We start from the raw sequence: 25,433 nt of genomic DNA on the forward strand, positions 1-25,433 counted from the left end.
TGCGGTCCTTTCTCATCAGAACAGCTCGATGTTCTCCCCGAAGTCGTCGTCGGCTGCCGCCTCAGCGTCCCCCTGGTCGCCGAAGAGCTCCACCCCGTCCGAGGGGGTAGAAGAGCCCTTCCCATCCCCTGCCATGCAGGCCATGTGGACACTGCGCTCGGTCTCCATGGTGTACCGGCCCTCCATGCAATGCTCGGGGATTCGCGCGGCCACCGTCTCATCCACCCAGGGAGCCAGCAGCCCTCCGGCCTCGTCCAGCCGCTCCATTTGAAGGGTCAGGGTCTCCACAAGGGTCGGCAGGAAGGCCAGGGCCTCCCTGGCCTTTGCGAAGGTGGTGATGAGCTTTGTGGACACCCCGAGGAGCCCCTCGGTGCGGCCCTTGATCTGCTCATACAGGTTCAGGGTCATGGACACGATGGTGTCCAGGGGGCGCCCCCCGTCCGCCGACGTCCCGTCTGACCCCGCCTCGAAAATCGTTTCCAGCTCCACCCCCTGGATGGTGGCCACAACCGATGCGATGACCTGCTCCACACCGGCAATGGACTCCTCAGCCTGGTTTGAAAGGGATTTCATCTCCTTGGCCAGAACGGAGAGGGATCGCCCCTCGGTGCCCAGGTGATTGGCGGCGATGATGGTGTTCAAGGCCTTGTTATGGGATTCGCGACTCATGTTGTGCAGGTCGTCGGTAAACGAAGAGAGGGTGGAGACCGCCTCAAAGGCCTTTTGATAGATCTCCCCCAGACGGGTTTCAAGGTCTGCGCCCCGCCCTTCAAGGCTGCGGATATTCGACAGGTCCGCGGACAACAGGGCAAAGGGGTCTTCGCGCCTTTCCCGGCCGGACTCCCGGGCCTTGGCGGGGTCGCCCATGCTTGTCAGGTAATGGGTCAGCTGGGAAATGTCGTCCACGATCCCCTCCATGGCCACACGACTCTGCCCGTAAACAGCACCCACATCGGCGATGAGCTGCTCAATCTGTGCGCGCTGAAGGGCAATGAGGGCATGGGCGGTGGCGACCTCTTCGGCATGGCCGCCATCGGTCACGGGCGCACCAGGGCTGCAGAGCCGATCCACTTCCCCCAGGCCCGAGATGATGTGCTCGATCCGCTGGCGCATGGAGTCGTGGAGCTGGACCCCTACGACGATCTTTTCCACCTCTTTGAAGATGCCACGGGACATGCGCTCGGCATCGTCCACCAGCCCAAAGGAGTAACGCATGAGCTCTTCGGTTTTTTCAATGGAGTTTCCTGCAGAACGTTCGGCCCGGTCGGCCAGTCCGGTAATCTCGACGATCCCGCCTGAGATCTGGGTGAACATGGACTCAAAGCGGTTCTTAGAGGCAACGGTCAACTCGTGGATGTTTTTTGAAATGTGGATCATGTCTTCGGAGAGCGTTTTGATCTCCCCTGCAATCACCGAGAAATTGTCGTCGGAGATATCGGACCGGGAGGTCTCGATAAAAATATTCAACGCCACGGCCCTTAAATACCGGGCAACCCCGTCGATCTCCCCGCGCTTTACGTCCAGCTGCTCAAAAAAGCCCAGGACCTCTTTCACAGGATTCGACTTGGAGGCGGCGTTGTCCCGGCACCTTTTGAGCAGGGCCAGGGATTGATTGACCGACGTCCCCACGGACTGGAGGGAGTGGTCACCGGAGTCGTCGCCGATGAGCTCGGCTACCCCCACCGCATCGCGCATCAGCACCGTCACATACTCGTACCCGGCCTGGAGCCCTGCCCCGAGCCCCATGAAATCAGCCTCGGAACCCGTGCTGACGGCCTGGAGCCCCTTTTTTACGGAGGACACATGGCGAATGACGCCCGGAAAAATCTCATGCTGCATGGTTTGCCCATCATCGACAGCCAGAACAGTCTTATCACTATCTTTCACACCAATCTCCAAACCAGCCGTTATCAATTCCACCATGGATACTCGGGTGCCCCCCGTGAACCAACCCCCTTCCCCACACACGTTCAGGAAGCCATGGACGCCCTTCCTGTCTCACCCTTCTACAAACACGCCGGTCAACCCGTCTTTGGCCACCCGGCTGTCGCCGTCCTTTCCGCCATTCATACACCCTATGACGTTGAGCAAAATCGGGGCCAACACGCACAAAAAGGCATTAACCTCAAATTAGACAACACAATATGAACTTCCCGGGGAAAGTGGGGGAGCTGTTTTTTCTGTTCGGATTATTTTATCGGAGAATGAAAAGCGGCTAAAAGAAGGGAATGGGACTGTAATGGATCATGACAAAGGCTGTTCCTGAACGGCGTTCACACCAACGGGGACAAAAATTCCTTCATACAAGAACCGTTCTCAAATAAGAGAATACCGTTCTTACACAGGATATATCCCTACAATATCAACACCTCAGGGCATCAGCCCCCCATCGCCACCCCATGCTCCTTGAGCAGTTTATACAAATAGGATTTGGAAAGGCCGGATATCCTGCAGGCGCGATCTTTGTCCCCTCCCGCTGCCCGGGAGAGGCGATCCAGGTATGCCCTGGCACTGTCCGCCTGGTGCTGCCTGAAACTCGTCAATTCCGGAGCCCCATCCTTTCCGCCCCTGCTTCGCAGGGCATGATCTACCCTTGAAAGGCGAATAAAAGGAGGCAGGTGAAAATCGTAGAGGAGGTCGTAGCTCCGGGCACTCGCCAGGACCTTGTCCATGACAACCAGCAGCTCGCGGACATTGCCCGGCCAGTCATAGCGCATGAGGGACTCCACAAAACAGGGGGAAAAACGCTTCATGGGCAGGGCCGCCTCTTCACAGAACCTGTCGGCACACCCGGCGGCAATGGCCTTGATGTCGTCCCTGCGGTCCCTCAAGGGGGGCACCTCAATGTCGATCCCCTTGAGGCGGTACATCAGGTCGGCACGGAAGGAGCCCTCTTCCACCATGCGGTCCAGGTCCCGGTTCGTTGCCGAAATAAGCTGAAACGAGGAGGTGATGACCGTATCCGACCCCACGGGGCGAAACTCATGTTCCTGGAGAAATCGCAGGAACTTTTTCTGCACGGAGAGGGACATCTCCCCCACCTCGTCAAGGAAAAGGGTCCCCCCGTCGGCATGGCGAAGGAGCCCCTTTCGGCTGGCGTCCGCCCCGGTAAAGGCCCCCCTGTCGTGCCCGAAGAGCATGCTCTCGGCAAGGGGTTTGGCGATGGTGGCGCAATCCACAACCACCAGCGGCTTCTCAGCCTGGGGACTGTTCCCGTGAATCGCCCGGACAAACAGCTCCTTGCCCGTGCCGGACTCTCCGGTGATCAGCACATTGGCATCGCAGGACGCGGCCTGGGCCGCCAGTTCAAGGGCTTTTCGTATGGGCCGGGAGTTGCCCACGATGCCGTCCCTGTTGAACCGCACCTCCCGGTTCGCCTGCAGCTTGCGTCGCCTGAACTCCGAAGCCCGGGACATGACCAGCAGGAGTTCGTCACAGGAAAAGGGCTTCTGCATGTAATCCCAGGCGCCGTTTTTAAGGGCCGCCTCAGCACTTTTCATGTCGGCATTGTCGGTGATGATAATAACTTCGGGTTCCGACGGAAGGTCAAGAAAGGCCGCCACAGGATCCACCCCATGGCCACCGGATGCCACCTCATCGAAAAGGACCAGCTCAACGTCGGACGCCGCCGCCGCTTTCAACCCATCCTCTACGGTTGTCACGCAATCGGCCGTCACGCCAAAGCACTCCACCGCGTTCATCAGATCATTGTCCCTGGAACAGCCACAATCCACTACCAGAACCTGCACTATCACCTCACACCCACGTGCCCAGGGAGCAGGGCCCACAGGGCACCGCCCGTGATTCCCTCCCAAACCTGATTACACTGTCTTTTCCTGATCCATGGTTCCTCCCCGCCTCGCCCGGCAGTACCCGGGACAAGGCAACCAAGCCGGGGCTGCGTTCCGCACGCCGGCATGGTTTTGTTTTACTAAAATTATCGTCAAACACAAACGCAAAAAACGTAACACGTCAACTCAAAGTCACCCACCAGGGATCGGCCCGGGTTCAATCGCAAAAAAAAGCGTCACGGCAGGGTCTCCACAAAGGGCCCCGCCCCCGGGCATGTCCCTGGGGTTTTACAGCTTGAACCGATCCACAACCTCCGAGAGGGTCTCGGAGAGGCCGGCCAGAGCGTCGGCGCTTAAGTTGACCTCGCTGCTGTTTTGCTTCATTTCATCCACGGAGTCATCCACATGGCCGATGTCGGCGGTGATCTCCCGGACCACGGCCAACACCTGTGCCATGCTGGCGTTGACCCTTTGGAACCGCTCCGAAGCCTGGGTGACGTTGCCCGAGATATCCCGGGTGGCGGCCGACTGCTCCTCAATGGCCGTGGCAATGGTCAGGGTGATGTCATTGACCTCATGGATGGTTTTGGAGACATCTCCGATCTCGGAAAGGGCCGCCCGGGTCCCCTCCTGGATGCCCGTTATTTTCCCGCGGATCTCGTTTGTGGCACCCTCGGTCTGCTTTGAAAGGTCCTTGATCTCCCCTGCCACCACCGCAAAGCCCTTTCCTGCCTCTCCGGCCCGGGCCGCCTCGATGGTGGCGTTAAGGGCCAGCAGGTTGGTCTGCTCCGAAATCTCGGTGATGGCCTCCGTCACGTGGCCGATCTCCCCGGCGGCCTGTCCCAGGCGGCCCATCTTGTCCGAGGCGTTTCCGGCATTGGCCACCGCTTTTTCTGAAATCTCACGGGATATCTCCGAGTAATGGGCGATTTCATTGACTGTTGCCGTCATCTGCTCCGTGGCTGCGGCGATCATGGCCATGCTGGCAGAGGTCTCTTCCATGGCTTCGGCAATGGTGTCCATGCTCTCCATGGAGCCCACGGAGGCCGTGGTGATGCGATGGGCCTTTTGGGCGGTCTGCTCGGCCCCGGAGGCCATCTTCCTTGAGATGCCCAGCAGATCCCCCGAGGCACTTCCCACGGCATGGGCGTTGGAGGCCGTATCCGTTATGACGGCATGGATCTTGTCCATCAAGACATTGAACCAGCCCGAAAGCTCGGCGATTTCGTCTCTCCCCCGGACCTCAAGGCGCATGGCCAGATCCCCTTCCCCTTCGGCGATCTCTTTGAGCCCGTCGGTGACCCGCTTCACGGGCCGGACCATGGACTCGGCCAGAAAAAACGCGATGCAGGCAGACACGGCGAAAAGCACCGCCCCGACGGCGGCAAGGGTGTGTATCATCCCCCGGCCATGGGAGAGGATCTCATCATGCTCGATGATGCCGATGAGCTTCCACCCCGTTTCTGGGGAGGTGTACACATTGAGATCATACCCCCCGCCATGGCCATCGGCCCTCAGGTGCCCGGAGGCCGTGGCCGCGATTTTTTCGTACAGGGAAACCCCGCTGCCCGCCAGTTGGGTGAAATTCATCTCCGGATGCTTGGGGTTGGCAAGGACGGTGTTGGTCTCGTCCGCCACCACCACATACCCGCTCTCTCCGAAGGAGACCCCGCCGATCATCGCGGTGAGCCCCGACAGCCTTATATTGGCGGCCACAACCCCCAGCACGTCGCCCTTGGGGCCGGTGACTGCCTTTACCAGGCTGAGGTAGGCATCGCCGTCGGTGGCCCGGTAGAGATCGGTCATGGCGACCTTGTCCGTGTCGGCAAGGGCGCTGCGGTACCACCCCCGCGTGGTGGGGTCGTAGCCGGGCTTCCTTTCCCTTGCAGGACACTGCACATACCCGCCGTACCGCGCCCCGAAGGCCAGGGAACCGTAAGCGGGATGGGTCCCGAGCATCGCCTTGAAGTACCGAAAGATGTCGGCTTCGAGTCCGCCGTTTTCAAGGGGCGTCATGCGTGTGGGTCCGGTGGTGTGCCGGTAGAGGGTGAGGCTGTTGTCGTCCTTGAGGAGCCGGGGGTCCTTTGACAGCATGGCCGCATTGGCCGCCACACCGTCAACGAACAGGGCGATGGCTTCGTCCACCAGCCTCAGCTCATCGTTGGAGTCCTGAACAAACAGGGCAAGGGAGTTCTCTTCAAGCCTTGCCCCTGTGATCATGCAGATGGAAACAATGGATACGGCAAGCATCAGCACGCAGGCCGTGATGATCTTGCCTTTGATGGTCACTCTCAAGCGTTTATCCCCGGGTAGAAGTCAGTCAGAAACAATCGATCGGGGCGGTAAGCCCTGGATGTATGGTGTAGGTGGTTATGTTCCGCTGCAATAAAACAAAGAAGGAAACAAGTAGATGAGGAGCCACCCGTGGAAACAATGGATGACGTTTCCGCTGGGTCTCTCCCCCAGGTGGAATCATCCGACTCACCGCCCCGCCGATACCAAGGGAAAATGCACAAGGGATGCCAACGTCACCTAAAATCATGGAACCGATTGATTTTTAGAAAGGATCCCAAAGAGGACACAAAGGGAAGGGCACGGGGGCCATGGTGCAACAAATGGCACAACCCGCGGAGTCACGAAACCATCCACCTGAAATACATGTATTTCAGGAGCACTGCCGTTTCTTGCACAATTCATGCAGAATTCAGCTTATGGTCTTTCATTTTTTTATAGAAGGTACGCGCAGGCAGGTTCAGGTACCGGGCGGTGTTGCCCCGGTGCCACCGATTTTTTTCCAGGGCCATCACCATCAGTTTTTTTTCGTGGTGCTTCATGGCCGCCTGCAGGTCCTGCACATCGCCCCCCTCCGGCACCTGGGCCTCCACGGTTCCCGTCCCTTCAAGTTGAAGGGTCCCCAAGGTGAGGTACCGGCGGATCACATTCTGCAGCTCCCGGATGTTTCCCGGCCACCCATACTCCAGCAGGGTATGCATGGTGCGCCCGTCCATCACGGCGGATGAGGCGTTTCCTCCCTGGGTTTTGATGAAGTGCTCCACCAGAAGGGGAATATCATCCCGCCTCTCTTTCAAAGGGGGAAGGTGAATGGGGATGATGTGGATCCTGTAGTAGAAATCCTCCCGCATGGTGCCGGCACGTACCGCGGCATCCAAATCACGGTTTGTCGCCGCAACAATCCGGATATCGGGTTTTTTCACGGCCACGCTTCCCAGGGGAGAGTACCCGCCGCCCTCGATGGCGCGGAGCAGCTTCACCTGAAGGCTCAGACTGATCTCTCCAATTTCGTCTAAGAAAAGGGTCCCGCCATCGGCATGATCCAGGTATCCCGGCCTGTCGCCGTGGGCTCCGGTAAAGGCCCCTTTGGCGTACCCGAAGAACTCGCTTTCCAGGAGCTCTTCGGGAATGGCACCGCAGTTCACCGGAACAAAGGGCATCCCGCGGCGATCGCTCAAATCGTGGATGGCCCTTGCGGCCAGCTCCTTGCCTGTGCCGGATTCCCCGTACACAACCACGCCGGCATCGGTGGCGGCGGCCTTGGCCACCAGCTCGTAGACATCCTGCATGGGATGGGACTTGCCGATCATGGCCCCGAACCGGTAGCGGTCCTTCATGGACGATCGCAGGAGCCGGTTTTCCGTCCGTAAAAGGGCGGACTCCTCCTCCAGGCGCCGCTCCTTCTCCTTGACCTCGGAGATATCCCTGACGGTCAACAAAACAGCGTTGCTCCCCTGCCATATGATGGATCGAAGGTTGGCCCCCACCCAAAAGACCCTGCCGTCACCCCCGATGCACCTGCCCTGAAAGGAGTCCGGCCCATCTCCCCCTGCCTCCAGCTGCCGGACCCAGGCCAACACGGAGTCCTGCTGGTCTTGAACGAGGTGCCCAAAGGCCGCCTGGCCCACCAGGCACTCGGTATCAGGGTAGCCGAAAAGCTCGGCAAAGGCGCTGTTGACGAAGAGGTATTTTCCGTTTTGGGTGAGGGAGATGCCATCGGCGATCTGCTCGGTGAGCAGCCGGTACTGCACCTCGCTGCGGTCCAGTGCCCGCTCCACCACCATCCGTTTCCTGCGGTTTGCAGCGTCCCTTAGCTCCCGTTGGATGGCCGGGACAAGCCGGTCCAGGCGATCCTTGATCAGGTAATCGTGGGCCCCTTCCTTCATCACCTCAACGGCCACGTCCTCACCCAGCACGCCGGAGACCATGATAAAGGGGATGTCCATGCCCGAAGCCTTCCAAAGGGCCAACGCCTCGATACCCCCGAACCCCGGCAGGTCGTAATCGGAGATGATCACGTCCCACCTGCGGGCCGCAAGGGCGTCACGCATGTCCTCCTCACTGTCCACCCGCTCGCAGTGGGCCTTGAGGCCGTCTCTTCTGAGCTTGCGTAAAATAAGAAAGGCATCGTCTTCGGAATCTTCGACGATGAGCACACACAGCTTTTGAGTCATCCAACCCCTCCTTACAGGGTGAAGTAAAATACGGCCCCGACGCCGGGGGTGCCCTCCGCCCAGATGGTCCCCCCGTGGCGGTGGACGATCCGCTGGGCCGTGGCCAGCCCCACCCCCGAGCCTTGAAACGCATCCCCGGAATGGAGCCTCTGAAAGGGCCTGAAGAGCTTATCCTGTCCCTTCATATCGAACCCAACCCCGTTGTCCTTGAAAAAATAGACCGGCTTTCCGTGCTCCCGGGCCCCGGAAACCCCGAACTCAAGGCACGCCCTCTCTTTCCGGGACGTAAACTTCCAGGCGTTGCCCATGAGGTTGGCAACAAGGATATGGACCAGCCGGGGATCTCCCTGGCACATCACCCCCGGAGCCACCGACAGAGCAACGCTCCGACGGGGATGTTGACGCTCCAGATCCTTATGCATGGAAAGGACCAGGCTGGACAGGTTCAGGGGCTCGGTGGTCATTTCGCAACGGGTCACCCTGGCAAGGTGCAGGATATCGTCGATGAGTCCTGCCATGTGGCGGGAAGCCTTGCGCACCCGTCCCAGACAGGCCACCCCCTCGGGGTTGAGGGAGCCTTCATGGTCCTCTTCCAGGGCCTGGCAAAACCCGTCGATGCGACGAAGGGGAGCCCGCAGGTCGTGGGACACCGAATAAGAAAAAGCCTCCAGCTCCCGGTTGGCCGCCACCAGGGACCGGTTGGCGGCTGCAAGTTCGCGGGTCCGCCTCTCCACGCGCATTTCAAGCTCGCCTGCACTTTTCATGAGCGCGGCATGAAGCTGGGCATTGTAGATCACCGTGGCAAGGGAGTTAGCGGCCTCCGTCACGATGTCCAGGTGCTCGGTCAGAAAACCCCCGGCACGTTCCTTGCCCACATAAATGGCCCCGATCATGCGCCCCTCGATCATCATGGGCACCCCGGCGCAGGACCGGATTCCCCGCATCGCAAGCCTGCGGGCCACATCCGAGTCATGGGTGGAGATGGCCATGTCCGCAACCACCATGGGCTCCCCGGCGGTCATCCCCTTGGAGACATAAAAAGAGGAGAGGGGCAGGCAGAGGCCTACATCGATCTCCGTCTCCTGCCGCGAATACATGGCATGAAGGGTCCCGGTGCCCATCTCCTCGTCAAAGGTCACGATGGTGGCCCTGTCGCACGGCACCATATGGAGGATATGGTGCAGGGCCGCCTGGGCCACGGCATCGGGGGACCGCACGCCCAGAAGGGACTGGTCCATGCGGTGAAGAAGGTCCAGGCGCTCCAGGTACCGGTGCTGCATCTCCTCGGCATGCTTCCGGTCGGCCAGGAGACATCCCAGGAAAAAGACCCAGGCCGTCAGGGTGATAAGGGCCATGGAGCAGAGCACCACGGTCAAAAGGATGGCTCGGTGGTACACCTGTGAAATGCGGGATTGAAGCGTATCGATGATGGCCGAAACCTTTTCATCGAAGAGGACGGAGAGGCGCTCATGCTCGATCTTTGAAAGGGTCCGCAGCACCTTGTCGGCGTGCATGTCCGCCTCGCCGTAGGTCAGGCGAATAATCCGGTTGTAGGTCGCCCGGGCAGCGTCAAAGGTGTCCCGGGGCAGCCCGTAGGTATCGAGGGTCTCGGCAATGGAGTCCATGTCCGCGTTGAACCGGGCCTTGATGCGGTCAATCTGCTCCCGGTCCCCGGGGCTCACCAGGTCATAGATATAAATACGCGCATGGTTGAGCCGCCCCTGGATCATCTTGAGCTCCAGGACCCTGCCGTTGGCCTCTTCGACGGTCTGCATCACGTTTTTGACGTTGTAGATCCCCACAAAACCCAGGCAGACCAGAAAACAGATCACACTCAGAAAAGCCAGGAAAAGCCTCACCCCGATGGCGATGGCCGTTCCCTCCGTCATCTTTGCGCCGCCCCTGCTGCTTGTCGCCGTCCTTTTCAAGAAAACCTCCGACTGAATTTCACTCCTTTGTTGCCGACGTCATCTTGTCATCCGGCGCCCTCAACTACCCTTACCACCAATGCCTCAGGAGTGAAACCACGCCCCGCCCCGCCAGGGGCCGAAACATGCGCCGTCACCGACGGTCCGTCCCCCCTGCCCGGCCCCGTATTTTTCCCGAAGCGTCATTGCCACTTGACAGCCCCGTTTGAAATCATTCATGATTATTTACCTCAAAGGCCGTCCGTTGATGCCTTGTTGATTTCCTTCTCACCCGTTGCAAGCAAATTCACGCGTCGTATTTTACTCTTTTAGTTGACAGTCCGCCGGTGTTGCCCGGCCCCTCCCGCGATCCTCCGGAGCCGGTATGCCCCGCGGCAGTTTCACCATAAAGCGTGGCCCCGCGTGCAAAGGCACCGTGCCCTGCTTTTTGCCCGGGCCCCAGAGCCCCTGAAAGGATCCACCCATGTCACTGCTCTTCACCCCTGGAAACATCGGCTCCCTTGAAATCAAAAACAGATTTGTCCGAGCGCCCGTCTACGAGGGGCTCGCCGAAGCCGACGGCGCCGTGGGCCCCGACATGCTTGCCTTCCACGAGCGCCTCGCCCGGGGCGGGGTGGGCCTGATCTGCACCGGGTACATGTTTGCCTCCCCCCTGGGAAGGGCCCAGAAACGTCAGGCGGGCATCCACTGTGACGCCATGGTCCCGGGCCTTAAAAAACTGGCGGACACGACCCACGACCACGGAGCCAAAATCGCCTTTGAGATCTCCCACGCCGGCCGTCAGACCGAAAAGCACCTCATCGGCCAAAACCCCGTGGGCCCCTCCCGCATCAGGCGAGACCCCTCCTATTTCATCAAGCCGGACGAAATGACCGATGCCATGGTCCGAAACGCCGTGGACGACTTTGTGGCGGCCGCAGGCCGGGCCGTGGAAGCCGGCTCTGATCTTGTTTACCTCCACGCCGGGGGCGGGGATCTCCTCAACCAGTTCCTCAGCCCCTTTTTCAACGTGAGAAAAGACAGGTGGGGCGGCTCCGACGAAAACCGGTTCCGCATCCTCGAAGAGATCATCACCGGCATCAAAGCAAAGGTATCAAAGGACGTTCCCATCCTCGTCAAAATGAACTCCCGGGACCTGACCCCCAGACAGGGCATCACCCTTGAGCTGGCACGCACCTACACGGCATGGCTCAACGACCTCGGGGTGGACGGCCTGGAGCTCACCACGGGTATCAAATTCTACGACCACATGAATTGCTGGCGCGGGGCCGTCCCGGTCAAAGAGATTGTCCGGGCCCTGCCCGCCTGGAAAAAACCGGTGGGATGGCTGTTGATGAAACAACTGGAAGGAACCCGCGACCTCATCGAGGGCTGGAGCCTTGAAGATATAAAAGCGGTAAAGGGGTGCGCCGGGGACATGGCCCTTGTCATCGTGGGGGGCATGCGACAAAAGGCGCACATGGAAACCGTCCTGGCGGAAGGGCACGCCGATTTCATCGCCCTTGCCCGGCCCCTCATCAGGCAACCCGCCTTGATCAACCGTCTCATGGAAGGAAAAACCGAGGCATCCTCGTGCATCTCCTGCAACCGATGCATCGGAGCCGTCATGAACCAACTGCCCGCCGCCTGCTACCGAAACGGCCTCCCTAAAAGGAGCGCCGCAACCGATACGCCGGCCATAACCTCACCCCCAGACTAAGGAGGTTCCACCGTGATCCCGTCCTCTCAATTCAATTTCCCCTGGAGCGGGGATGTCGTCCAATACATTGAGCCCGAAACCTTTTTTGATGCCATCCCCGAGGAAGCCGGAGACGGCCGCATGGAAAAGGCCATCGTCAACACAGCCTCCTACGGCAGACAGCTCGGGCTGATCACCGAGGTCCTCATGGCCCTGGTGGATGAGGTCGGTCCAGGCGTCCAGGCCCATGGGTCGTACAAGGCTCTCAAAAAAACCCAGGAAGAGGCTGAAAAAATCAAAAAAGAGATGAAGGACGCCACCCGGGAGGCCGCCCGCAGGCTCCTTGACAAACTCAGCCAAAGCGACCCCGACGCGTTTAAGCAGATTATGAAGGAATTCAGTGCCCGATCTTAGATGAAAGGAGCGATCCATGAACGATCATGCCTCTTCCTCCCCATCCCTCTGGACCGAGATGCGAAACTGGATCATCGGGCTGACAGCGGTGCTCCTCGTGATCCCCTCCATGGTCAACGCCGGTCTGGACATCTACAAATCCCTCATCAATTTCCCCAAAACCCGGTCGGAACAGATCAACAGCCGCCTGTTTTCGGAAAACTTCAACAAGGCACCCATCGTGACGATCCCGGTGCCCATCAAGACCCGCCACAAAACCGTCAACATGAAGCTCTCCATCTATGAGGGCGGGGACATCTTTGCCGAATACGGCGATTACTCCCAGTGGTTCCCCTTTCCCACCGAACAGACGAGCGCCCTGTCCCTCATCCCGTCGGCCCATGCCGAGCCCCCGGTACCGGTGGACAAGCACCGGGAGTATACCCAGGTGGACACCCTGAAAGGCAAAATCATCGAACGGGAACGCGTCTACTCGGACGGAACCACCGAAAGGTACACCATCAACCGGAACACGGGAAAAATCGAAAACAAAGTCGTCATCCAGGCAACCCCGCCCCGGTCTGCCCCCCCAGAGACCCAGGTAAAAATCATGCCCTTTCCCACCGTGGACATCGAGGCGTTGAAAGAGGCGGCAGACACCACACACACCAACTGCCCGTAAGCTTTTTGCTGAAGCCCGAAGGCCCCCATGAAGCTACCGGGGGCCGGACCGCCATGGTGCCTTCCGGCTCGGTCTCTTTAAAATTGAAAGGGCTGGCTTACCATCATCTGAACCCCCACGGCCTCTTCGGAGACCGCCACATCCACCCGCGCCACGATCCCCTTGGCCCACACCCTGAGCCCCAGGCCTGCGTCAACCTTCATGTCGGAATGAAGTTCCGACACATCCCAGGAGGGCGCCACCCGGCCAACCTCCACGAAGGGAACAATCTGCACCCACTCCACCCCCACGTAGTGCTGAAGCCAGGGCCAGTAATCAAAGGGGTTCCAGTACGGAATCATCCGGAGCTCGGCTGCATAGTAGACAGCCGTCTTGTCGCTGAACCGATTCGAGGGGTATCCCCGCATCCGCCATTCCCCGCCCAGGGTGGCCCCTGAAAAGGCCGGAGGCCGATTCTCGATCTCCCCGTCTTCGATTTCATTCCAGGACGGCGAGTAGGCCGTCCAGGCATCAAAAGCCAGAACCGACTGGCGAAACGCAGAGGAAAGGGAAAGGGGGATGTAATGGTCGTATTCGGCGGAGACCGTGGTCCAGGACTCCGAGCTGTTCAGCCACCCGAAGTCACGGGACAGCTCGATATTCAGGGCATTTCCGCTGGAAGGGTTTTGATGGAAATCGCGGTTATCCCAGAACACCCCCACATCAAGGCCGTTGGTCTTCAGCTTGGATTCGATATCGTCCCCGTCCACCTGCTGGGACCGGTAAAATGGGGTCAGCTCCAGGTAGATCTTGCCGCTTGACAGCGGGTTCCATTTCGGATCCTCCCTGGGTTTCGAGACCGGAAGCCCCTCCTTCAGGGCTACGGTGTCAAAGGAGACCACCTTGCCCCCGGCGATGGGCAAGAGGTACTGGAACCGAAGCCGAAAGTAGTTGTCCCACCCGTCCCCGGTGACAAAGTTGTCTTTGTCGGACCCGTTGCTCCCCGCCCGCTCCCCGGTAAAACTGGGGTTCCCGTCGATATAGCTCTCATTGTCGGAAAAGTACCCCACCGAGGCAATGGGATCGAACAGGAACCGCTCCGTATTGGGAAGCAGGATGTCCTGCCCGTACAAAATGGCCATGGCCGACCCCTGGGACCCCACCATGGCGGTGCCCAGGAGCCCGGCCTGCTTTTGGGGGTAACCGGTGACGCTGTGCACATACCCCACGGCAACACCGAAGCTGTCGTTGTAAAAACCGTAGGGAATGCTGATGGTCCCCAGGGAATCGGCCGTCTCCCGGACAATGGAGGCCTCTTCCCCCACACAAACGGACCACAGGCAAACAGAAAAGAGCCATCCGATCAGAACCCATCGAAATAAAGGAATCATGCGCATGGTCTGGGCCAGTCCTTACCTGGGTGATCTGTTCCCAAAAGGGTCGCGGTGCGAAATGGCGTCACCGGCGTATTTACGTGAAAGATGTTTGACGGCAACGGGGCGGGCGGTCTTTGGCACGGAATCAATGATCCCGGCCTCAAGATAGCTTATCCTACACCATCTCCGCACAAAAACATTGTTTTATTTTCAGTAAGATGACTTATGATCAGGCAAAGAAAAATGCCTCTCCCACCCCCATGAATCTTGCCTTACCTAATGGATACTTTTTTATGGGTACGCGCAGTGCCACAAGCCCGTCGCCCCTTACAGCGCCCCATACGTACTTTCAGCGCGCCTCCGACCCTTTTCTCCGGGTTCATTTTACACGGGAGATATCGCCTACTACCTGAACTGATGGGTAATAATGCCCTTTAAATTTTCACTAAAAACTGATATTGACCACGGGGCACTGCGTACTGATATATGAGCTGAACCGGGTTCGGACCCTAAACGCCGACTCATCGACAGATCCCCGTTGGTCCCGGTAAAGGAGCGCGCCTTGTTTGTCCCGGTGCCCCGGGTCTGCACGGATTTATCCGGCCCTTGGCGCCTCATCCCCCGTTTTAAAGGCGTCCCGCAACAACGAATGAGAGTGAATGATGGCACAGTTCAATTGGATGGGTGAGTTCCAGGACCCCGAAAAAGAGATAACATTCCGGGAAGATCAATGGCCACGGGTCAAACACAAAATGCAATTTGTGTACGTCACAACGGCCGTCGTCTACCTCCTCGCCGGGTTCGCTGATTTTTTAGAGCTCGGGCCGGGTCCCAAGTTCAACCTCCTTCTGGCATGCAGGGCCCTTGCCGCCATGGCTGGCCTGACCTCTTTTTATCAGCTCTATCTCAATAAAAAAGATGTTCTCAGGCACACGGCCACGGTCTGCGTGTACATGTCCGCAGTCATGGGCACGGAGATCATCGAGCTCATCCTCAAGGCACCCATTACGGGTACCATGACCATCTCCGCCACCTCCTTTGTGGTGCTGATCTGCTACCTCTTTTTTCCCCCCCGCCTCATGGCACCCCTCATCGGCGGCCTGGGGGGCTCGGTGCTGTATATCGGGTCCATGATCTTCCTGACGCCCCTTCCCTTTACCTCCATGTCCACCACCATCCTCTCCTTTGGCCTTGCCAACTGCTGCGGCATCTATTTTTTCATCCACATGGAAAAAACCAAAAGGCGCGAATTTTCCGCCCTTGCCGAGCTGCGAAGCCTTGTGGAGATCGACGAGCTGACCCAGGTGTACAGCCGGAGAAAGGTCCTTGAAATGGGGCATTTCTTTTTCAAATCCGCCAGGCGGTTTCACACACCGGGCTCTGTCCTCATGCTGGACATCGATCATTTCAAACGGTTCAACGACACCTTCGGCCATCACACCGGCGACCAGATCCTTGCCGGGGTGGCCACCCGATGCAAACACGCCCTGCGGGAAGTGGATTCCTTCGGCAGGCTCGGCGGGGAAGAGTTCATCGTGTTCCTTCCCCAATGCACCCTGCCCCAGGCCCTCATCGCAGCCGAGCGCATCCGTACCACCGTCTGCAACACCCCCTTTCATACGGACAACGGCGAGGTCCTGGTGACCATCAGCATAGGAGCCGCAGAGTTGCAACCGGACCACGCCGACCTCTCCTGCCTGATCCGGGATGCGGACATGCAGCTGTACCGGGCCAAGGCAAAGGGCCGAAACCGAATTTACCATGCGGCCGCATAACAGGTCGCCGCACGCCCCTCCAGGCCTTTCAGCCCCCTGCCCATTCCCAATAGATCATCCAAATAGCAACACCCTGCCCCTATCAGTATTATCTCTTTGACGCCCGGTCCCCCTGCACATACAAAACAAACCCATCGCAATCCGTCGCACACAGCGCCCCACCATGGCCCACAGATCCCGGCCATGTTTTATTATGACTGACACAGGATGGCCCCATGATCTCAGCAGGCATCGACATCGGCTCCCGAACCATCAAGCTGGTCCTTATAGAAGACGGCACCGTCACCGACTCCGCCACCACGGACACCGGGTTTCAACCCATGACCCGGGCCCGTGAAATCCTGGACACCAGCGGCATGACCCCACATCGCATCATGGCCACCGGCTACGGCCGCACCCTCTTCGAGCAGCAAATGCAGGCCGACACGGTGACCGAGATCAAAGCCTGCGCCGCCGGAACCTTTCACCTCTACCCCGAGGTCTCCACCATCCTCGATATCGGGGGCCAGGACGTGAAAGTCATTCGCGTGGGAAAAAAAGGCCGGGTGGTGAAGTTCGAGATGAACGATCGATGCGCCGCAGGCACCGGCAAGTTCCTGGAGATCATGTCCGACAACCTGGGCTTTCAGCTGTCAACCTTCGGGGATGCCGCCCTGGCGGCTGAAAAAACCATCGAGGTGAGCAGCATGTGCACGGTCTTTGCCGAATCCGAAGTCACCTCCCTGCTGGCCAAAGGCGAAGAGCCCGTCCACATCGCCCGGGGCCTCCACGACTCCGTGGTCAGGCGCGCCGCCTCCATGATCCGCCGCGTGGGCCTTGACGGCCCCTTGTGCTTTGTAGGGGGCGTGGCAAAGAACCCCTGCATCCGGGCTCTTCTGGCAGAGACCCTGGGCACCGAGGTGGTGGTCCCGGAATCCCCCCAAACCGTTGTGGCCTTAGGCGCCGCACTGCTGGCGGACGCTATGCGTTAACAGGGGTTCAACCCCAACCGTTGAGAAAAAAAACGCGGCTATTCGGTTTGCCTTCTATGGTTAAAGTGCATGGAACAAAGCCTCCGGCGGCAAGGTGTGCCACCTTGAAAGCAGGTTGCGAATGCGTTTTGCCCCTCGTTCCTCGGGTCAAATCACATCCGCTTTTAAAACAAAATTGGTTCAAAAAGGATTTTTACGACCTGTTTGTAAAACCCGTCCCTCTAAAACCATTTAATAAGTTTTGCAACAGGTCTTACGAGCAACTTGGACCGGCCGAAAGTTATCGACGAGTCGACTGTTTCAAACGTAACGGACAGTCAACCGGAAAGCTTTTGCGGAGCTTTTTCCAAAAAGCGACCCGCCGGAGGCATAAACTGAATAGTGACCAAAAACCAAGGAAACACGACATGATCAAACGACTCCTGACCCTTGCCCTGCTCCTTTTTACCGCCGTTCCCCTGGCCTCGGCCGGGGAGATGCCGAAAACCGGTAACGGCATGCACATCTGGTTCGACACCGGCGGCCCCGTCGGCGGCACCTACAACACCGTGGTGTATAACGGTGCCAAAGCCGCGGCCAGCGACATCGGCGCCAGGATCAGCTTCGTCTACTCCGACTGGAGCCCCGAGAAGATGATCGAAAACTTCAAAAAAGCCCTGGCGGAAAAGCCCACGGGCATCGTCGTCATGGGCCTTCCCGGTGATTCGGCCTTTGCCCCTTTCATCGACGAAGCAAGGCAGCACGGCATCCTCGTCACCACCGTGGACACCCCGCTTCCGAAAACCCAAGGCAAATACCAGGCCGATGGGTTTGGCTTCATCGGCCCGGACAACTACACCCAGGGCAAGAGCATGGCCACCGAGTGCCTTCAGCGCTTCGGCCTCAAAAAGGGAGACCGGGCCTTTGTCTGGGGCCTCAAGCGCCTCCCCACCCGAGGTCGCCGTGCCCTGGGCATCCTTGAAGTCCTTGAAGGCGCCGGCGTGACCGTGGACTACCTTGAGATCTCCCCGGAGATCGACAAGGACCCCTCCCTTGGCACCCCGGTGGTCACCGGCTACCTGGCCTCCCACCCTGACTGCAAGCTCATGGTGGTGGACCACGGCGCCCTCACTGCCCAGATGGAAAACTTCCTGAGGGCTGCGGCCGTGAAACCCGATGAAATCCACGTGGCGGGATTCTCCCTGTCCCCTGCCACGGCAACGGCCATCAAAAACGGCTACGTGGACCTCATCGGAGACGCCCAGCCCTTTCTTCTGGGTTACTTTTCCGTGCTCCAGATCGCCCTCACCGAAAAATACGGGTTCTCCGGCCTTAACATCGACACCGGCGGCGGGTTCATCGGAGCGGACAACCTCTCCCTCATCGCACCCCTGGCGAAAAAAGGGCTCAGGTAAGATTCCCATGGCGCCCCTTATTGAACTGTCCGGTATCACCAAGTCCTACGGCCAGGTGGACGCCTTGAACGGCGTGGACCTGACCCTGCATGACAACGAAATCATCGGCCTCATCGGAGACAACGGCGCAGGGAAATCGACCCTCATCAAGATCCTCTCCGGCGTGGAGACCTTTGATGCCGGCATCATGCGCATCGGCGGGGACGCCGTGGACCCGGGCAGGCACACCGTGAAAACCGCCCGGAACATGGGCATCGAGACCGTCTTCCAGGACAAGTCCCTGGGGGAGTCCCAGCCCATCTGGCGTAACTTTTTCATGGGGCGCCACCGCACCAACGCTTTGGGCATGATCAGGGTGGCCCATGAAAAAAAGGAGGCCATGGATGTCCTCACCAAGGTTCTGGGCTTAAAAGGCGCAGGCCTCTCTGCAGACGCCCCGGTCTCGGTACTCTCCGGCGGGGAGCGCCAGGGCCTTGCCATCGGGCGGGCCATGTATTTCAACGCCCGGGTGGTGATTCTGGATGAGCCCACCACGGCCCTGGCCGTCAAGGAGGTGGGCAAGGTGCTGGGCTTTGCAAGGGCCCTCAAGGCCGACGGAAAATCCGGGATCTTCGTCTCCCACAACCTCCACCACGTCCATGACGTGGCGGACCGCTTCCTCTTTCTCCAGCGGGGCCGGGTGGTGCACGAAGCCCGCAAGGCCGACGAAACCCCGGAGTCCCTCATGGCAACCCTGATGAAATGGTCTTAATATGACGACGATTCCAGCATACGTGCGCAACAACCCCGTGCAATGGGCCATTACCCTGATCTTCGGGTTGCTGCTGGCAAGTTTCATGGCCCTTGCCCCCCACACCTTTCTCCACGGCAGGATCTATATCGCCTACCTCTCCACCATCCCCTTTGCAGGCATGGTCGCCCTTGCCATGACCCTGGTCATCATTACAGGGGAGATGGACCTCTCCTTTCCCGCGGTGATGGCGGCCTGCGGGTTCGCCTTTTCCAAACTCTTTGCCATGACCGGCAGTCCGGGGGCAGGGCTCATGGCGGCCATTGCCGTGGGCGCCATTGCCGGGGGGTTCAACAGCCTGCTGGTGGTGGGATTCGGCGTTCCCGCCATCATCGCCACCATCGGCACCCAGTTCTTCTGGCGCGGGGCCACCGTGCTCCTGGCAGGTGGCCTGGCCGTGAACATGCCCGAGATCCGGGAGACAGCCCTTCACCACCTCATGGTGGGCCGCTGGTTTGATCTCCTTCCGGCCCAGGCGGTCTGGTTTGCTATGCTCACCGGCCTCTTCTGGCTGATCTTGAATCGCCACGTGGCAGGGGACCACCTGCGCTTCTGCGGAGACAACCCGGAGGCCGCCCGCATGATGGGCATCCCCACGGCAAAGGTCCGCACGGGCGTCTTTGTGCTCATGGGCATGGTCACCGGGCTCTCCGGCGCCATGGTCTGCATGGAGATGGCCAGCTGGTGGCCCACCCAGGGCGAGGGCTACATGCTCCTCGTCTTTGCCGCCGTCTTCGTGGGGGGCACCTCGGTCTTCGGGGGGACAGGCACCATCTACGGCACCCTCATGGGAGCCATCATCATCGGCATGATCGAGGCAGGCATCATCAGCATCGGCCTCTCCGGCCTGTGGACCCGCATGGTCTACGGCGTCGTCATCATGGGGGCGGTCTCCGTCCACGCACTCATCACCCCATCTTCAGGAAAACAGTCATGACCCGTACCACCCACCCTGCCATCAAAGCAGCACTGAAACCCTTTACCCTCCTGTCCGAACACTGCCAGCGCCACCTGGCCGAAGCCCCGGAAAACGGCATCAAAGTGGCCGGGATCTACTGCGCCTTTGCCCCGGAAGAGCTGGTCCGCGCCGCAGGCATGATCCCGGTGAGCCTCTGCGGCAAGGACGAAAAACCCATCGCCGTGGCCGAAACCGAGCTCCCCGCAGCCCTTTGCCCCCTCATCAAGTCCAGCTACGGCTTTGCCCTCTCCGGCACCTGTCCCTATTTTGCAGCCGCCGATGTCATCATCGGGGAGACCACCTGCGACGGGAAAAAGAAAATGTTCGAACGCATGGCAGCCCTCAAACCCGTCCACGTGATGCAGCTGCCCTACGCAGCGGACAGCGCCCCGGCCAAAGAGTTCTGGCGCAGCGAAGTCCAACGGCTGAAGGCCTTCATCGAAGACCACACAGGGCGCGTCATCACCGACGAGGGCCTGGCCCACCAGGCAGATCTTCTCAACACCCGCAACGAAGCCCTCATGGCCATCTCCACACTCATGGCAGGGCCCGTGCCGCCCTTAACGGGCCGAGAGATGCTCATGCTCATGGAGTCCCGCAACGTGGCCGTGGACCTTTCGGCTTACAACGCCATGCTTGATGATCTTCTTCAAACCATCCTGGCCAACGCCCCGGCGGAGACAGAAAAAAACAGTGCCCCGAGGGTCCTCATCACCGGCTGCCCCATGGGAAGCGGATCGGACAAGGTCCTGAGGCTCGTGGAAGAACTCGGAGGCCTTGTGGTGGCCCAGGAACACTGCGGCGGCCTCAAGAGCATCTTTCGCCCCGTGGAAAAAGAAGCCGACATGATCAACGCCTTGTCCGACCACTACCTGGGCACCCCCTGCGCCTGCATGAGCCCCAACACCAGGCGCCTTGACCTGCTCAAAGACCTTGTGACCCAGTTCCGGGCAGACGCCGTGGTGGATGCCACCCTCCAGAGCTGCCACCCCTACACCGTGGAACACACCACCGTGGCAGACACCCTGGAAAATGAGTGCGACATCCCCGTCCTCCACGTCAACACCGGCTACTCCCCGTCGGATACCGAGCAGATCCGAATCCGCGTGGAAGCGTTTTTGGAGATGATCTGACAAGGTGGGGGCACCTTGAAACCCTATTGCGAATGCATGAATGCCGTCGCAATGCATTCGTTTTCAGAGCATTCGCGCGACGTGTGAAATTCGGTAACCGTCTCTGCAGGAGATACCCATTTCATTTTTCTAAAAACCACGTTGCGGGGCTCTCCGCATTGAATTGGCTTTCACCGGAATAACTCCGGCGGCAAGAGTGGCGGAAAACACCTCGAAAGCTGGATGCTGTTCGGGCTTTATCACAAGCACTGGTGGGCCATAGATACGATGTCGTCGCTTTGTCAGAATAAAATTCGAACAGCATCAGACCTGTAGGGTGCACTCCGTGCACCGAAACGAAGACATATGATGCCTCGAGAGCCTTCGCAAGCCCGAAGGCTTCGGTTATTCATGGTGCACAAAGTGCACCCTACAGATGTTTCCGGAAGCATTCGTACCTCCGGGAGGCAGGCTCTGTAGACCCTACCCGCATAAAACAGCAAGGCCCCCATTGCCTGCGTGCGCAGCCCGTCAGCGAATGTGATCGGCCTGAGGAACGAAGGCCGGGAGCATTCGCGACCCTGGAGGCCTACTTTTTTCATCCATATTGACAAGACATGATCACCCAACCCAAAGGAGCTCCCATGACCACCAATCACACCCCTATGTGGAAAGACCTAGGCCTTGACATCGAGGCCCACGATGCCCTGCTCAGCGTGCTGGGCCAGGCTTACGGCGACATCTACCTTGCCCAGGAAAACCGCCCCGAAGGAATGGGGTACTTTGACTTTGTCATGAGCGAAGTCCACGGCCAGCGTATTCAGGAGCTGGTGGACGCACAGGCCGCGGGCCGAAAAGTCATCGGCTGTTATTGCGTCTTCGTGCCCGAAGAGATCTCCCTGGCGGCGGAAGCCATCCAGGTGGGGCTCTGCTCCGGCGCCGACTTTGCCATGGACGAAGTCGAAAAATACCTGCCCCGGAACACCTGCGCCCTCATCAAATCGTCCCTGGGGTTCAAGCTCGCCAAGGTCTGCCCCTACCTGGAGTGCTCGGACATGGTGGTGGGAGAGAACACCTGCGACGGCAAAAAGAAAGCCTACGAGACCCTTGGGACCATGGCCGACAACCTCTACGTCATGGACCTGCCCCAGGTGAAATCAGGCGAAGGCCGGGCCTTGTTGAAGGCAGAGTTCCTCCGCTACAAGGAGGCGGTGGAGGCCTTAACCGGCAACACCATTGATGCGGCCGCCCTGAAAAAAGGGATCGCCATCGTCAACAACAAACGAAAAGCCATGGCCCGCCTGGCCGCCCTCCGGCACAACCCGGTGCTACCCATCTCCGGCCTGGACGCCCTCATCGCCAATCAGGTCTTCTTCTACGACAACCCGGTCCGTTTCACCGACGCGGTCAACGCCCTGTGCGACGAGCTGGAAACACGCATCGCAGAAAAAACCTCCGTCATTGCCGACGGCACCCCCCGCATCCTTGTCTCGGGCTGCCCCATGGCCGTGCCCAACTGGAAGCTGCCCGCCGTCATCGAGGCCTCGGGAGCTGTCATCGTGGCCGAGGAGTCCTGCGTGGGAGAGCGCGGCTGCCGCAACCTCACCGACGACTCCGCAGACGACATGGACGGCCTCATGGACGCCCTGGTGGACCGCTACCTCGCCATCGACTGCGCCATCTTCACCCCCAACACCGAGCGAGCCGGTCACATCAAGGAGCTGGCGGAAAAATCAAAGGCCGACGGCGTGATTCAGTACACCCTCAACTTCTGCCAGCCCTATGCCATGGAAGCCATCCCCCTGGAAAAAGAGCTGGAAGAGACAGGCCTTCCCACCCTGCGCATCGAAACCGACTACAGCCAGGAAGACATGGGACAGCTCAAGACCCGCGTGGAAGCCTTTGTTGAGTTGCTGAAGTAAAACGGTATCGTGACACGAAAGCAAAAAAGGCCCGCATCCATCATGGGTGGATGCGGGCCTTTTTTACGTATCTGCCCGGAGTCTGAAGGTAACACCCTTGGGCGGGGTCGTTATCCCTTGGTAAAGGGCTGCTGGTGTGATAAAAACATCTGCATAGTTCTTTTGAAAGTCACCTATCTGTGTGTTACCCGTCACACGCCTGAACCCTCCACCCACTATAACGGTACAGATTCACCATGAAACATACCCTTGTAAACTCCGTTGAATTCAAGATCCTGCTTCTGGGCGTGTTTTTGACCGTCCTGCTCTTAGGGTATCTGGGATACTGCGCGGTCACCGACCTGAAGCAAGCCGAGACCCTTGTCCTCGTGTTCGGCGCCCACACCTTCGGGGGCAGGGCCGCAGGCGTGGGACTCTGCATTTTTGCCGGCATGGGCCCAGCCCTGTCCATCGGCTACAACTTTTACATCGAAGTCCTCATCGTCTGCTTCACCTACTCAGGATTCGTACTCAGCACCAAGAGCTACTTACGGGTCCCGTGGATCATGAACGCCATGGACCGCCTCACTGAAAAAGCCCTGGAACGCAAGCACAAGATCGAGCCCTACGGATGGATCGGCATTTTTCTCTTTGTCATGGCTCCCCTGCCCGTCACCGGACCGGTCATGGGCTCCATCATCGGGTACATGCTCCGGCTGGGTCTCATACGGAACCTGTCCGCAACCCTGCTGGGCACCCTCACCGCCATCGCTATCTGGTTTTACTGCTTTGATTTCCTGAACGACCGCTTCCACATCATCCAGTACGTTTTTATCGCCATCGTCGTGGTCGTGGTGGTCCCCCACCTGAAAAAAATCAAAAATTTTATCCTCTCCCTGAAGGGCTGAAACACCTTGGGGGTGCCATGTCTCGGTTCCATGCCTCCGGCAAGGCCGGAGGCGGTACCAAAACACACCGCTATTCATACCAGGTGGTAACGGCCTCCATCTCCTGGCGCGTTTTTTCCATGGGGGCCTCTTTGCGGTACCCGAAGGCCACGGCATAGCCCAGGGTAAACTTGTCCCTGTCCATCCCCAGCTCCGAAGCGAGGAGGGCGTCCATCGTCTCCCGGTCAAAGCCCTCCATGGGGCAGCTGTCCACGCCGATCATGGCAGCGGACGTCATCATGTTTGCAAGGGGGATGTAGGTTTGCCGGGCGGCCCAGTCCGTCATGGCCCGCTCACTCTCAAGCAGCTTGAAATCCTTGGCCTGAAAGGCTTCGTAAAACCCCTTCCTCATCTCGACAATCTCCGGGGGCAGCCCCTGGACGTTCACCATGAACCCGTCGATATAATCGCTGTCGTATTTCATGAAATGGCTCTTTCTGGTAAGGACAAACACCAGGTGGCTGGCCGTGGGGAACTGCTTTTGACCGCCCCAGGCAGCCTTCACAAGGGTCTCCCGCAGGTCCTGGTTCTGGATCACCAGAAAATGCCACGGTTCGAGCCCGAAGGAGCTCGGGGAGAGGCGCCCGGTCTCCAGGATAAAGGAAAAATCGTCCTTGGGTATTTTCTTCGTCGCATCGAATTCCTTGCAGGCGTGCCGGAACATAAAGGCGTCGAGAATCTCTTGTTTTTTCATGGAATCGTCCTCCGTAAAGATGTCGTATTTATGTTGACATCCAACCTAAGGACAAAGTATCTTTTGGTCAAGTAGGTACAATTTTGTGTTATAGTATCAATTTGTATACCATGGAGACAGATATCATGGCCAACAGAGTTCCCAACTGCCCCGTAGAACAAGCCCTCGGCCTCATCGGGGGCAAATGGAAAGGCATCATCCTCTACCACCTGATGACGGAAAAAAAACGCTTTGGTGAGCTGAAAAAGCACATGCCCTCCATCACTCAGCGGATGCTCACCAAACAGCTCCGGGAGCTTGAAAGCGACGGCCTCATCCACCGGGAGGTGTTCAAGGTGGTGCCCCCCAAGGTGGAGTACAGCCTCACGGACATGGCCGAGCCCGTCAAGCCCATCATCCTGGCCCTCAAGGAGTGGGGGACCACCCTGCCCCAGGCTTCTGAAAACAGATAAGCCTACGTTTTTGCACACGCAGCGGTAAGGCGAGTTCACCATGGATCTCCTTGCCGCCGGAGTTATTCCGGTTAAAGTCAAACGAATTCCAAATGCCTGTTATCGTGTTTCCAGAAGAATGAAATAGGCCTCTCCTGCAAAAACGG

At 59.1% G+C, this 25,433-nt stretch carries 19 protein-coding genes; 12 read left to right on the forward strand and 7 right to left on the reverse strand.

The genetic code is table 11. The annotated features are described in order from the left end of the window. Positions 1–15: 15 nt before the first annotated feature. The 5 genes from BLQ12_RS27435 to BLQ12_RS11535 all read right to left on the reverse strand — a co-directional run bounded on the left by BLQ12_RS27435 (position 16) and on the right by BLQ12_RS11535 (position 10,146). Complete coding sequence (locus BLQ12_RS27435) at positions 16–1,887, reverse strand: methyl-accepting chemotaxis protein (protein WP_175469677.1); 1,872 nt, start codon at positions 1,885–1,887, stop codon at positions 16–18. A gap of 491 nt (positions 1,888–2,378) precedes the next feature. Next, a complete protein-coding gene (locus tag BLQ12_RS11520) occupies positions 2,379–3,701 on the reverse strand; it encodes a sigma-54-dependent transcriptional regulator (RefSeq protein ID WP_092210798.1) in 1,323 nt (440 codons plus the stop codon). Positions 3,702–4,079: 378 nt separating this feature from the next. Then, positions 4,080–6,080 (reverse strand): methyl-accepting chemotaxis protein, encoded by a 2,001-nt coding sequence (locus tag BLQ12_RS11525; RefSeq protein WP_092210799.1) that lies wholly within the window; start codon positions 6,078–6,080, stop codon positions 4,080–4,082. Positions 6,081–6,484: 404 nt separating this feature from the next. Further along, positions 6,485–8,257: a sigma-54-dependent Fis family transcriptional regulator gene (locus BLQ12_RS11530; protein ID WP_092210800.1), complete on the reverse strand. Its 1,773-nt coding sequence runs from the start codon at positions 8,255–8,257 to the stop codon at positions 6,485–6,487. A gap of 11 nt (positions 8,258–8,268) precedes the next feature. Continuing rightward, the gene (locus BLQ12_RS11535) at positions 8,269–10,146 is read right to left on the reverse strand and encodes an ATP-binding protein (protein WP_092210801.1); all 1,878 of its coding nucleotides are present in this window, start codon (positions 10,144–10,146) and stop codon (positions 8,269–8,271) included. 502 nt (positions 10,147–10,648) lie between these two features. Here BLQ12_RS11535 and BLQ12_RS11540 point away from each other — a divergent pair. From BLQ12_RS11540 to BLQ12_RS11550, 3 genes are read left to right on the forward strand one after another with little or no spacing between them, the layout of a single operon-like run. Continuing rightward, positions 10,649–11,884, forward strand: a complete 1,236-nt coding sequence (locus BLQ12_RS11540) for an NADH:flavin oxidoreductase (protein ID WP_092210802.1) — start codon at positions 10,649–10,651, stop codon at positions 11,882–11,884. Between the two features lie 12 nt (positions 11,885–11,896). Next, the gene (locus tag BLQ12_RS11545; protein ID WP_092210803.1) at positions 11,897–12,277 is read left to right on the forward strand and encodes a hypothetical protein; all 381 of its coding nucleotides are present in this window, start codon (positions 11,897–11,899) and stop codon (positions 12,275–12,277) included. Positions 12,278–12,293: 16 nt separating this feature from the next. Next, positions 12,294–12,938 (forward strand): hypothetical protein, encoded by a 645-nt coding sequence (locus BLQ12_RS11550; protein ID WP_092210804.1) that lies wholly within the window; start codon positions 12,294–12,296, stop codon positions 12,936–12,938. 77 nt (positions 12,939–13,015) lie between these two features. Here the strand turns inward: BLQ12_RS11550 and BLQ12_RS11555 are convergent, their stop codons facing one another. Continuing rightward, positions 13,016–14,308: a BamA/TamA family outer membrane protein gene (locus tag BLQ12_RS11555; protein WP_175469679.1), complete on the reverse strand. Its 1,293-nt coding sequence runs from the start codon at positions 14,306–14,308 to the stop codon at positions 13,016–13,018. Between the two features lie 644 nt (positions 14,309–14,952). Here BLQ12_RS11555 and BLQ12_RS11560 point away from each other — a divergent pair. The 8 genes from BLQ12_RS11560 to BLQ12_RS11595 all read left to right on the forward strand — a co-directional run bounded on the left by BLQ12_RS11560 (position 14,953) and on the right by BLQ12_RS11595 (position 24,102). After that, the gene (locus BLQ12_RS11560) at positions 14,953–16,068 is read left to right on the forward strand and encodes a GGDEF domain-containing protein (RefSeq protein ID WP_092210806.1); all 1,116 of its coding nucleotides are present in this window, start codon (positions 14,953–14,955) and stop codon (positions 16,066–16,068) included. A 215-nt stretch (positions 16,069–16,283) separates the two neighbouring features. After that, entirely contained in the window at positions 16,284–17,039 is a 756-nt protein-coding gene (locus BLQ12_RS11565; protein WP_092210807.1) for an acyl-CoA dehydratase activase, read from the forward strand. A 407-nt stretch (positions 17,040–17,446) separates the two neighbouring features. Then, entirely contained in the window at positions 17,447–18,433 is a 987-nt protein-coding gene (locus BLQ12_RS11570; protein WP_092210808.1) for a sugar ABC transporter substrate-binding protein, read from the forward strand. 7 nt (positions 18,434–18,440) lie between these two features. Next, positions 18,441–19,184, forward strand: coding sequence for an ATP-binding cassette domain-containing protein (locus BLQ12_RS11575; protein ID WP_092210809.1), 744 nt, complete (start codon positions 18,441–18,443; stop codon positions 19,182–19,184). Between the two features lies 1 nt (position 19,185). Next, positions 19,186–20,160: an ABC transporter permease gene (locus BLQ12_RS11580; protein WP_092210810.1), complete on the forward strand. Its 975-nt coding sequence runs from the start codon at positions 19,186–19,188 to the stop codon at positions 20,158–20,160. Continuing rightward, the gene (locus tag BLQ12_RS11585) at positions 20,157–21,314 is read left to right on the forward strand and encodes a double-cubane-cluster-containing anaerobic reductase (RefSeq protein ID WP_092210811.1); all 1,158 of its coding nucleotides are present in this window, start codon (positions 20,157–20,159) and stop codon (positions 21,312–21,314) included. Before BLQ12_RS11580 ends, BLQ12_RS11585 begins: the two co-directional genes overlap by 4 nt. A gap of 623 nt (positions 21,315–21,937) precedes the next feature. Next, the gene (locus BLQ12_RS11590) at positions 21,938–23,215 is read left to right on the forward strand and encodes a double-cubane-cluster-containing anaerobic reductase (RefSeq protein ID WP_092210812.1); all 1,278 of its coding nucleotides are present in this window, start codon (positions 21,938–21,940) and stop codon (positions 23,213–23,215) included. A gap of 236 nt (positions 23,216–23,451) precedes the next feature. Beyond that, positions 23,452–24,102, forward strand: coding sequence for a small multi-drug export protein (locus BLQ12_RS11595; protein ID WP_092210813.1), 651 nt, complete (start codon positions 23,452–23,454; stop codon positions 24,100–24,102). 70 nt (positions 24,103–24,172) lie between these two features. On the opposite strand, the gene BLQ12_RS11600 is transcribed toward BLQ12_RS11595, so the two are convergent. Beyond that, on the reverse strand, positions 24,173–24,835 hold the full coding sequence (locus BLQ12_RS11600) for an NAD(P)H-dependent oxidoreductase (RefSeq protein WP_092210814.1): 663 nt from the start codon (positions 24,833–24,835) through the stop codon (positions 24,173–24,175). Positions 24,836–24,960: 125 nt separating this feature from the next. Between BLQ12_RS11600 and BLQ12_RS11605 the strand changes: the two genes are divergently transcribed. Continuing rightward, a complete protein-coding gene (locus tag BLQ12_RS11605; protein WP_175469681.1) occupies positions 24,961–25,287 on the forward strand; it encodes a winged helix-turn-helix transcriptional regulator in 327 nt (108 codons plus the stop codon). The last annotated feature ends 146 nt before the right edge of the window (positions 25,288–25,433 follow it).

This window comes from Desulfoluna spongiiphila (assembly GCF_900101345.1).
In the GTDB taxonomy this organism is placed as follows: domain Bacteria; phylum Desulfobacterota; class Desulfobacteria; order Desulfobacterales; family Desulfolunaceae; genus Desulfoluna; species Desulfoluna spongiiphila.

What these genes read in the sequence shown, in the direction of transcription:
- BLQ12_RS11520 (WP_092210798.1), bottom strand. Translation starts at nt 3,701, where the DNA reads ATGAACGCGGTGGAGTGCTTTGGCGTGACGGCCGATTGCGTGACAACC.
- BLQ12_RS11530 (WP_092210800.1), bottom strand. Translation starts at nt 8,257, where the DNA reads ATGACTCAAAAGCTGTGTGTGCTCATCGTCGAAGATTCCGAAGACGAT.
- BLQ12_RS11535 (WP_092210801.1), bottom strand. Translation starts at nt 10,146, where the DNA reads ATGACGGAGGGAACGGCCATCGCCATCGGGGTGAGGCTTTTCCTGGCT.
- BLQ12_RS11540 (WP_092210802.1), top strand. Translation starts at nt 10,649, where the DNA reads ATGTCACTGCTCTTCACCCCTGGAAACATCGGCTCCCTTGAAATCAAA.
- BLQ12_RS11550 (WP_092210804.1), top strand. Translation starts at nt 12,294, where the DNA reads ATGAACGATCATGCCTCTTCCTCCCCATCCCTCTGGACCGAGATGCGA.
- BLQ12_RS11555 (WP_175469679.1), bottom strand. Translation starts at nt 14,308, where the DNA reads ATGATTCCTTTATTTCGATGGGTTCTGATCGGATGGCTCTTTTCTGTT.
- BLQ12_RS11560 (WP_092210806.1), top strand. Translation starts at nt 14,953, where the DNA reads ATGATGGCACAGTTCAATTGGATGGGTGAGTTCCAGGACCCCGAAAAA.
- BLQ12_RS11565 (WP_092210807.1), top strand. Translation starts at nt 16,284, where the DNA reads ATGATCTCAGCAGGCATCGACATCGGCTCCCGAACCATCAAGCTGGTC.
- BLQ12_RS11570 (WP_092210808.1), top strand. Translation starts at nt 17,447, where the DNA reads ATGATCAAACGACTCCTGACCCTTGCCCTGCTCCTTTTTACCGCCGTT.
- BLQ12_RS11575 (WP_092210809.1), top strand. Translation starts at nt 18,441, where the DNA reads ATGGCGCCCCTTATTGAACTGTCCGGTATCACCAAGTCCTACGGCCAG.
- BLQ12_RS11580 (WP_092210810.1), top strand. Translation starts at nt 19,186, where the DNA reads ATGACGACGATTCCAGCATACGTGCGCAACAACCCCGTGCAATGGGCC.
- BLQ12_RS11585 (WP_092210811.1), top strand. Translation starts at nt 20,157, where the DNA reads ATGACCCGTACCACCCACCCTGCCATCAAAGCAGCACTGAAACCCTTT.
- BLQ12_RS11590 (WP_092210812.1), top strand. Translation starts at nt 21,938, where the DNA reads ATGACCACCAATCACACCCCTATGTGGAAAGACCTAGGCCTTGACATC.
- BLQ12_RS11595 (WP_092210813.1), top strand. Translation starts at nt 23,452, where the DNA reads ATGAAACATACCCTTGTAAACTCCGTTGAATTCAAGATCCTGCTTCTG.
- BLQ12_RS11600 (WP_092210814.1), bottom strand. Translation starts at nt 24,835, where the DNA reads ATGAAAAAACAAGAGATTCTCGACGCCTTTATGTTCCGGCACGCCTGC.
- BLQ12_RS11605 (WP_175469681.1), top strand. Translation starts at nt 24,961, where the DNA reads ATGGCCAACAGAGTTCCCAACTGCCCCGTAGAACAAGCCCTCGGCCTC.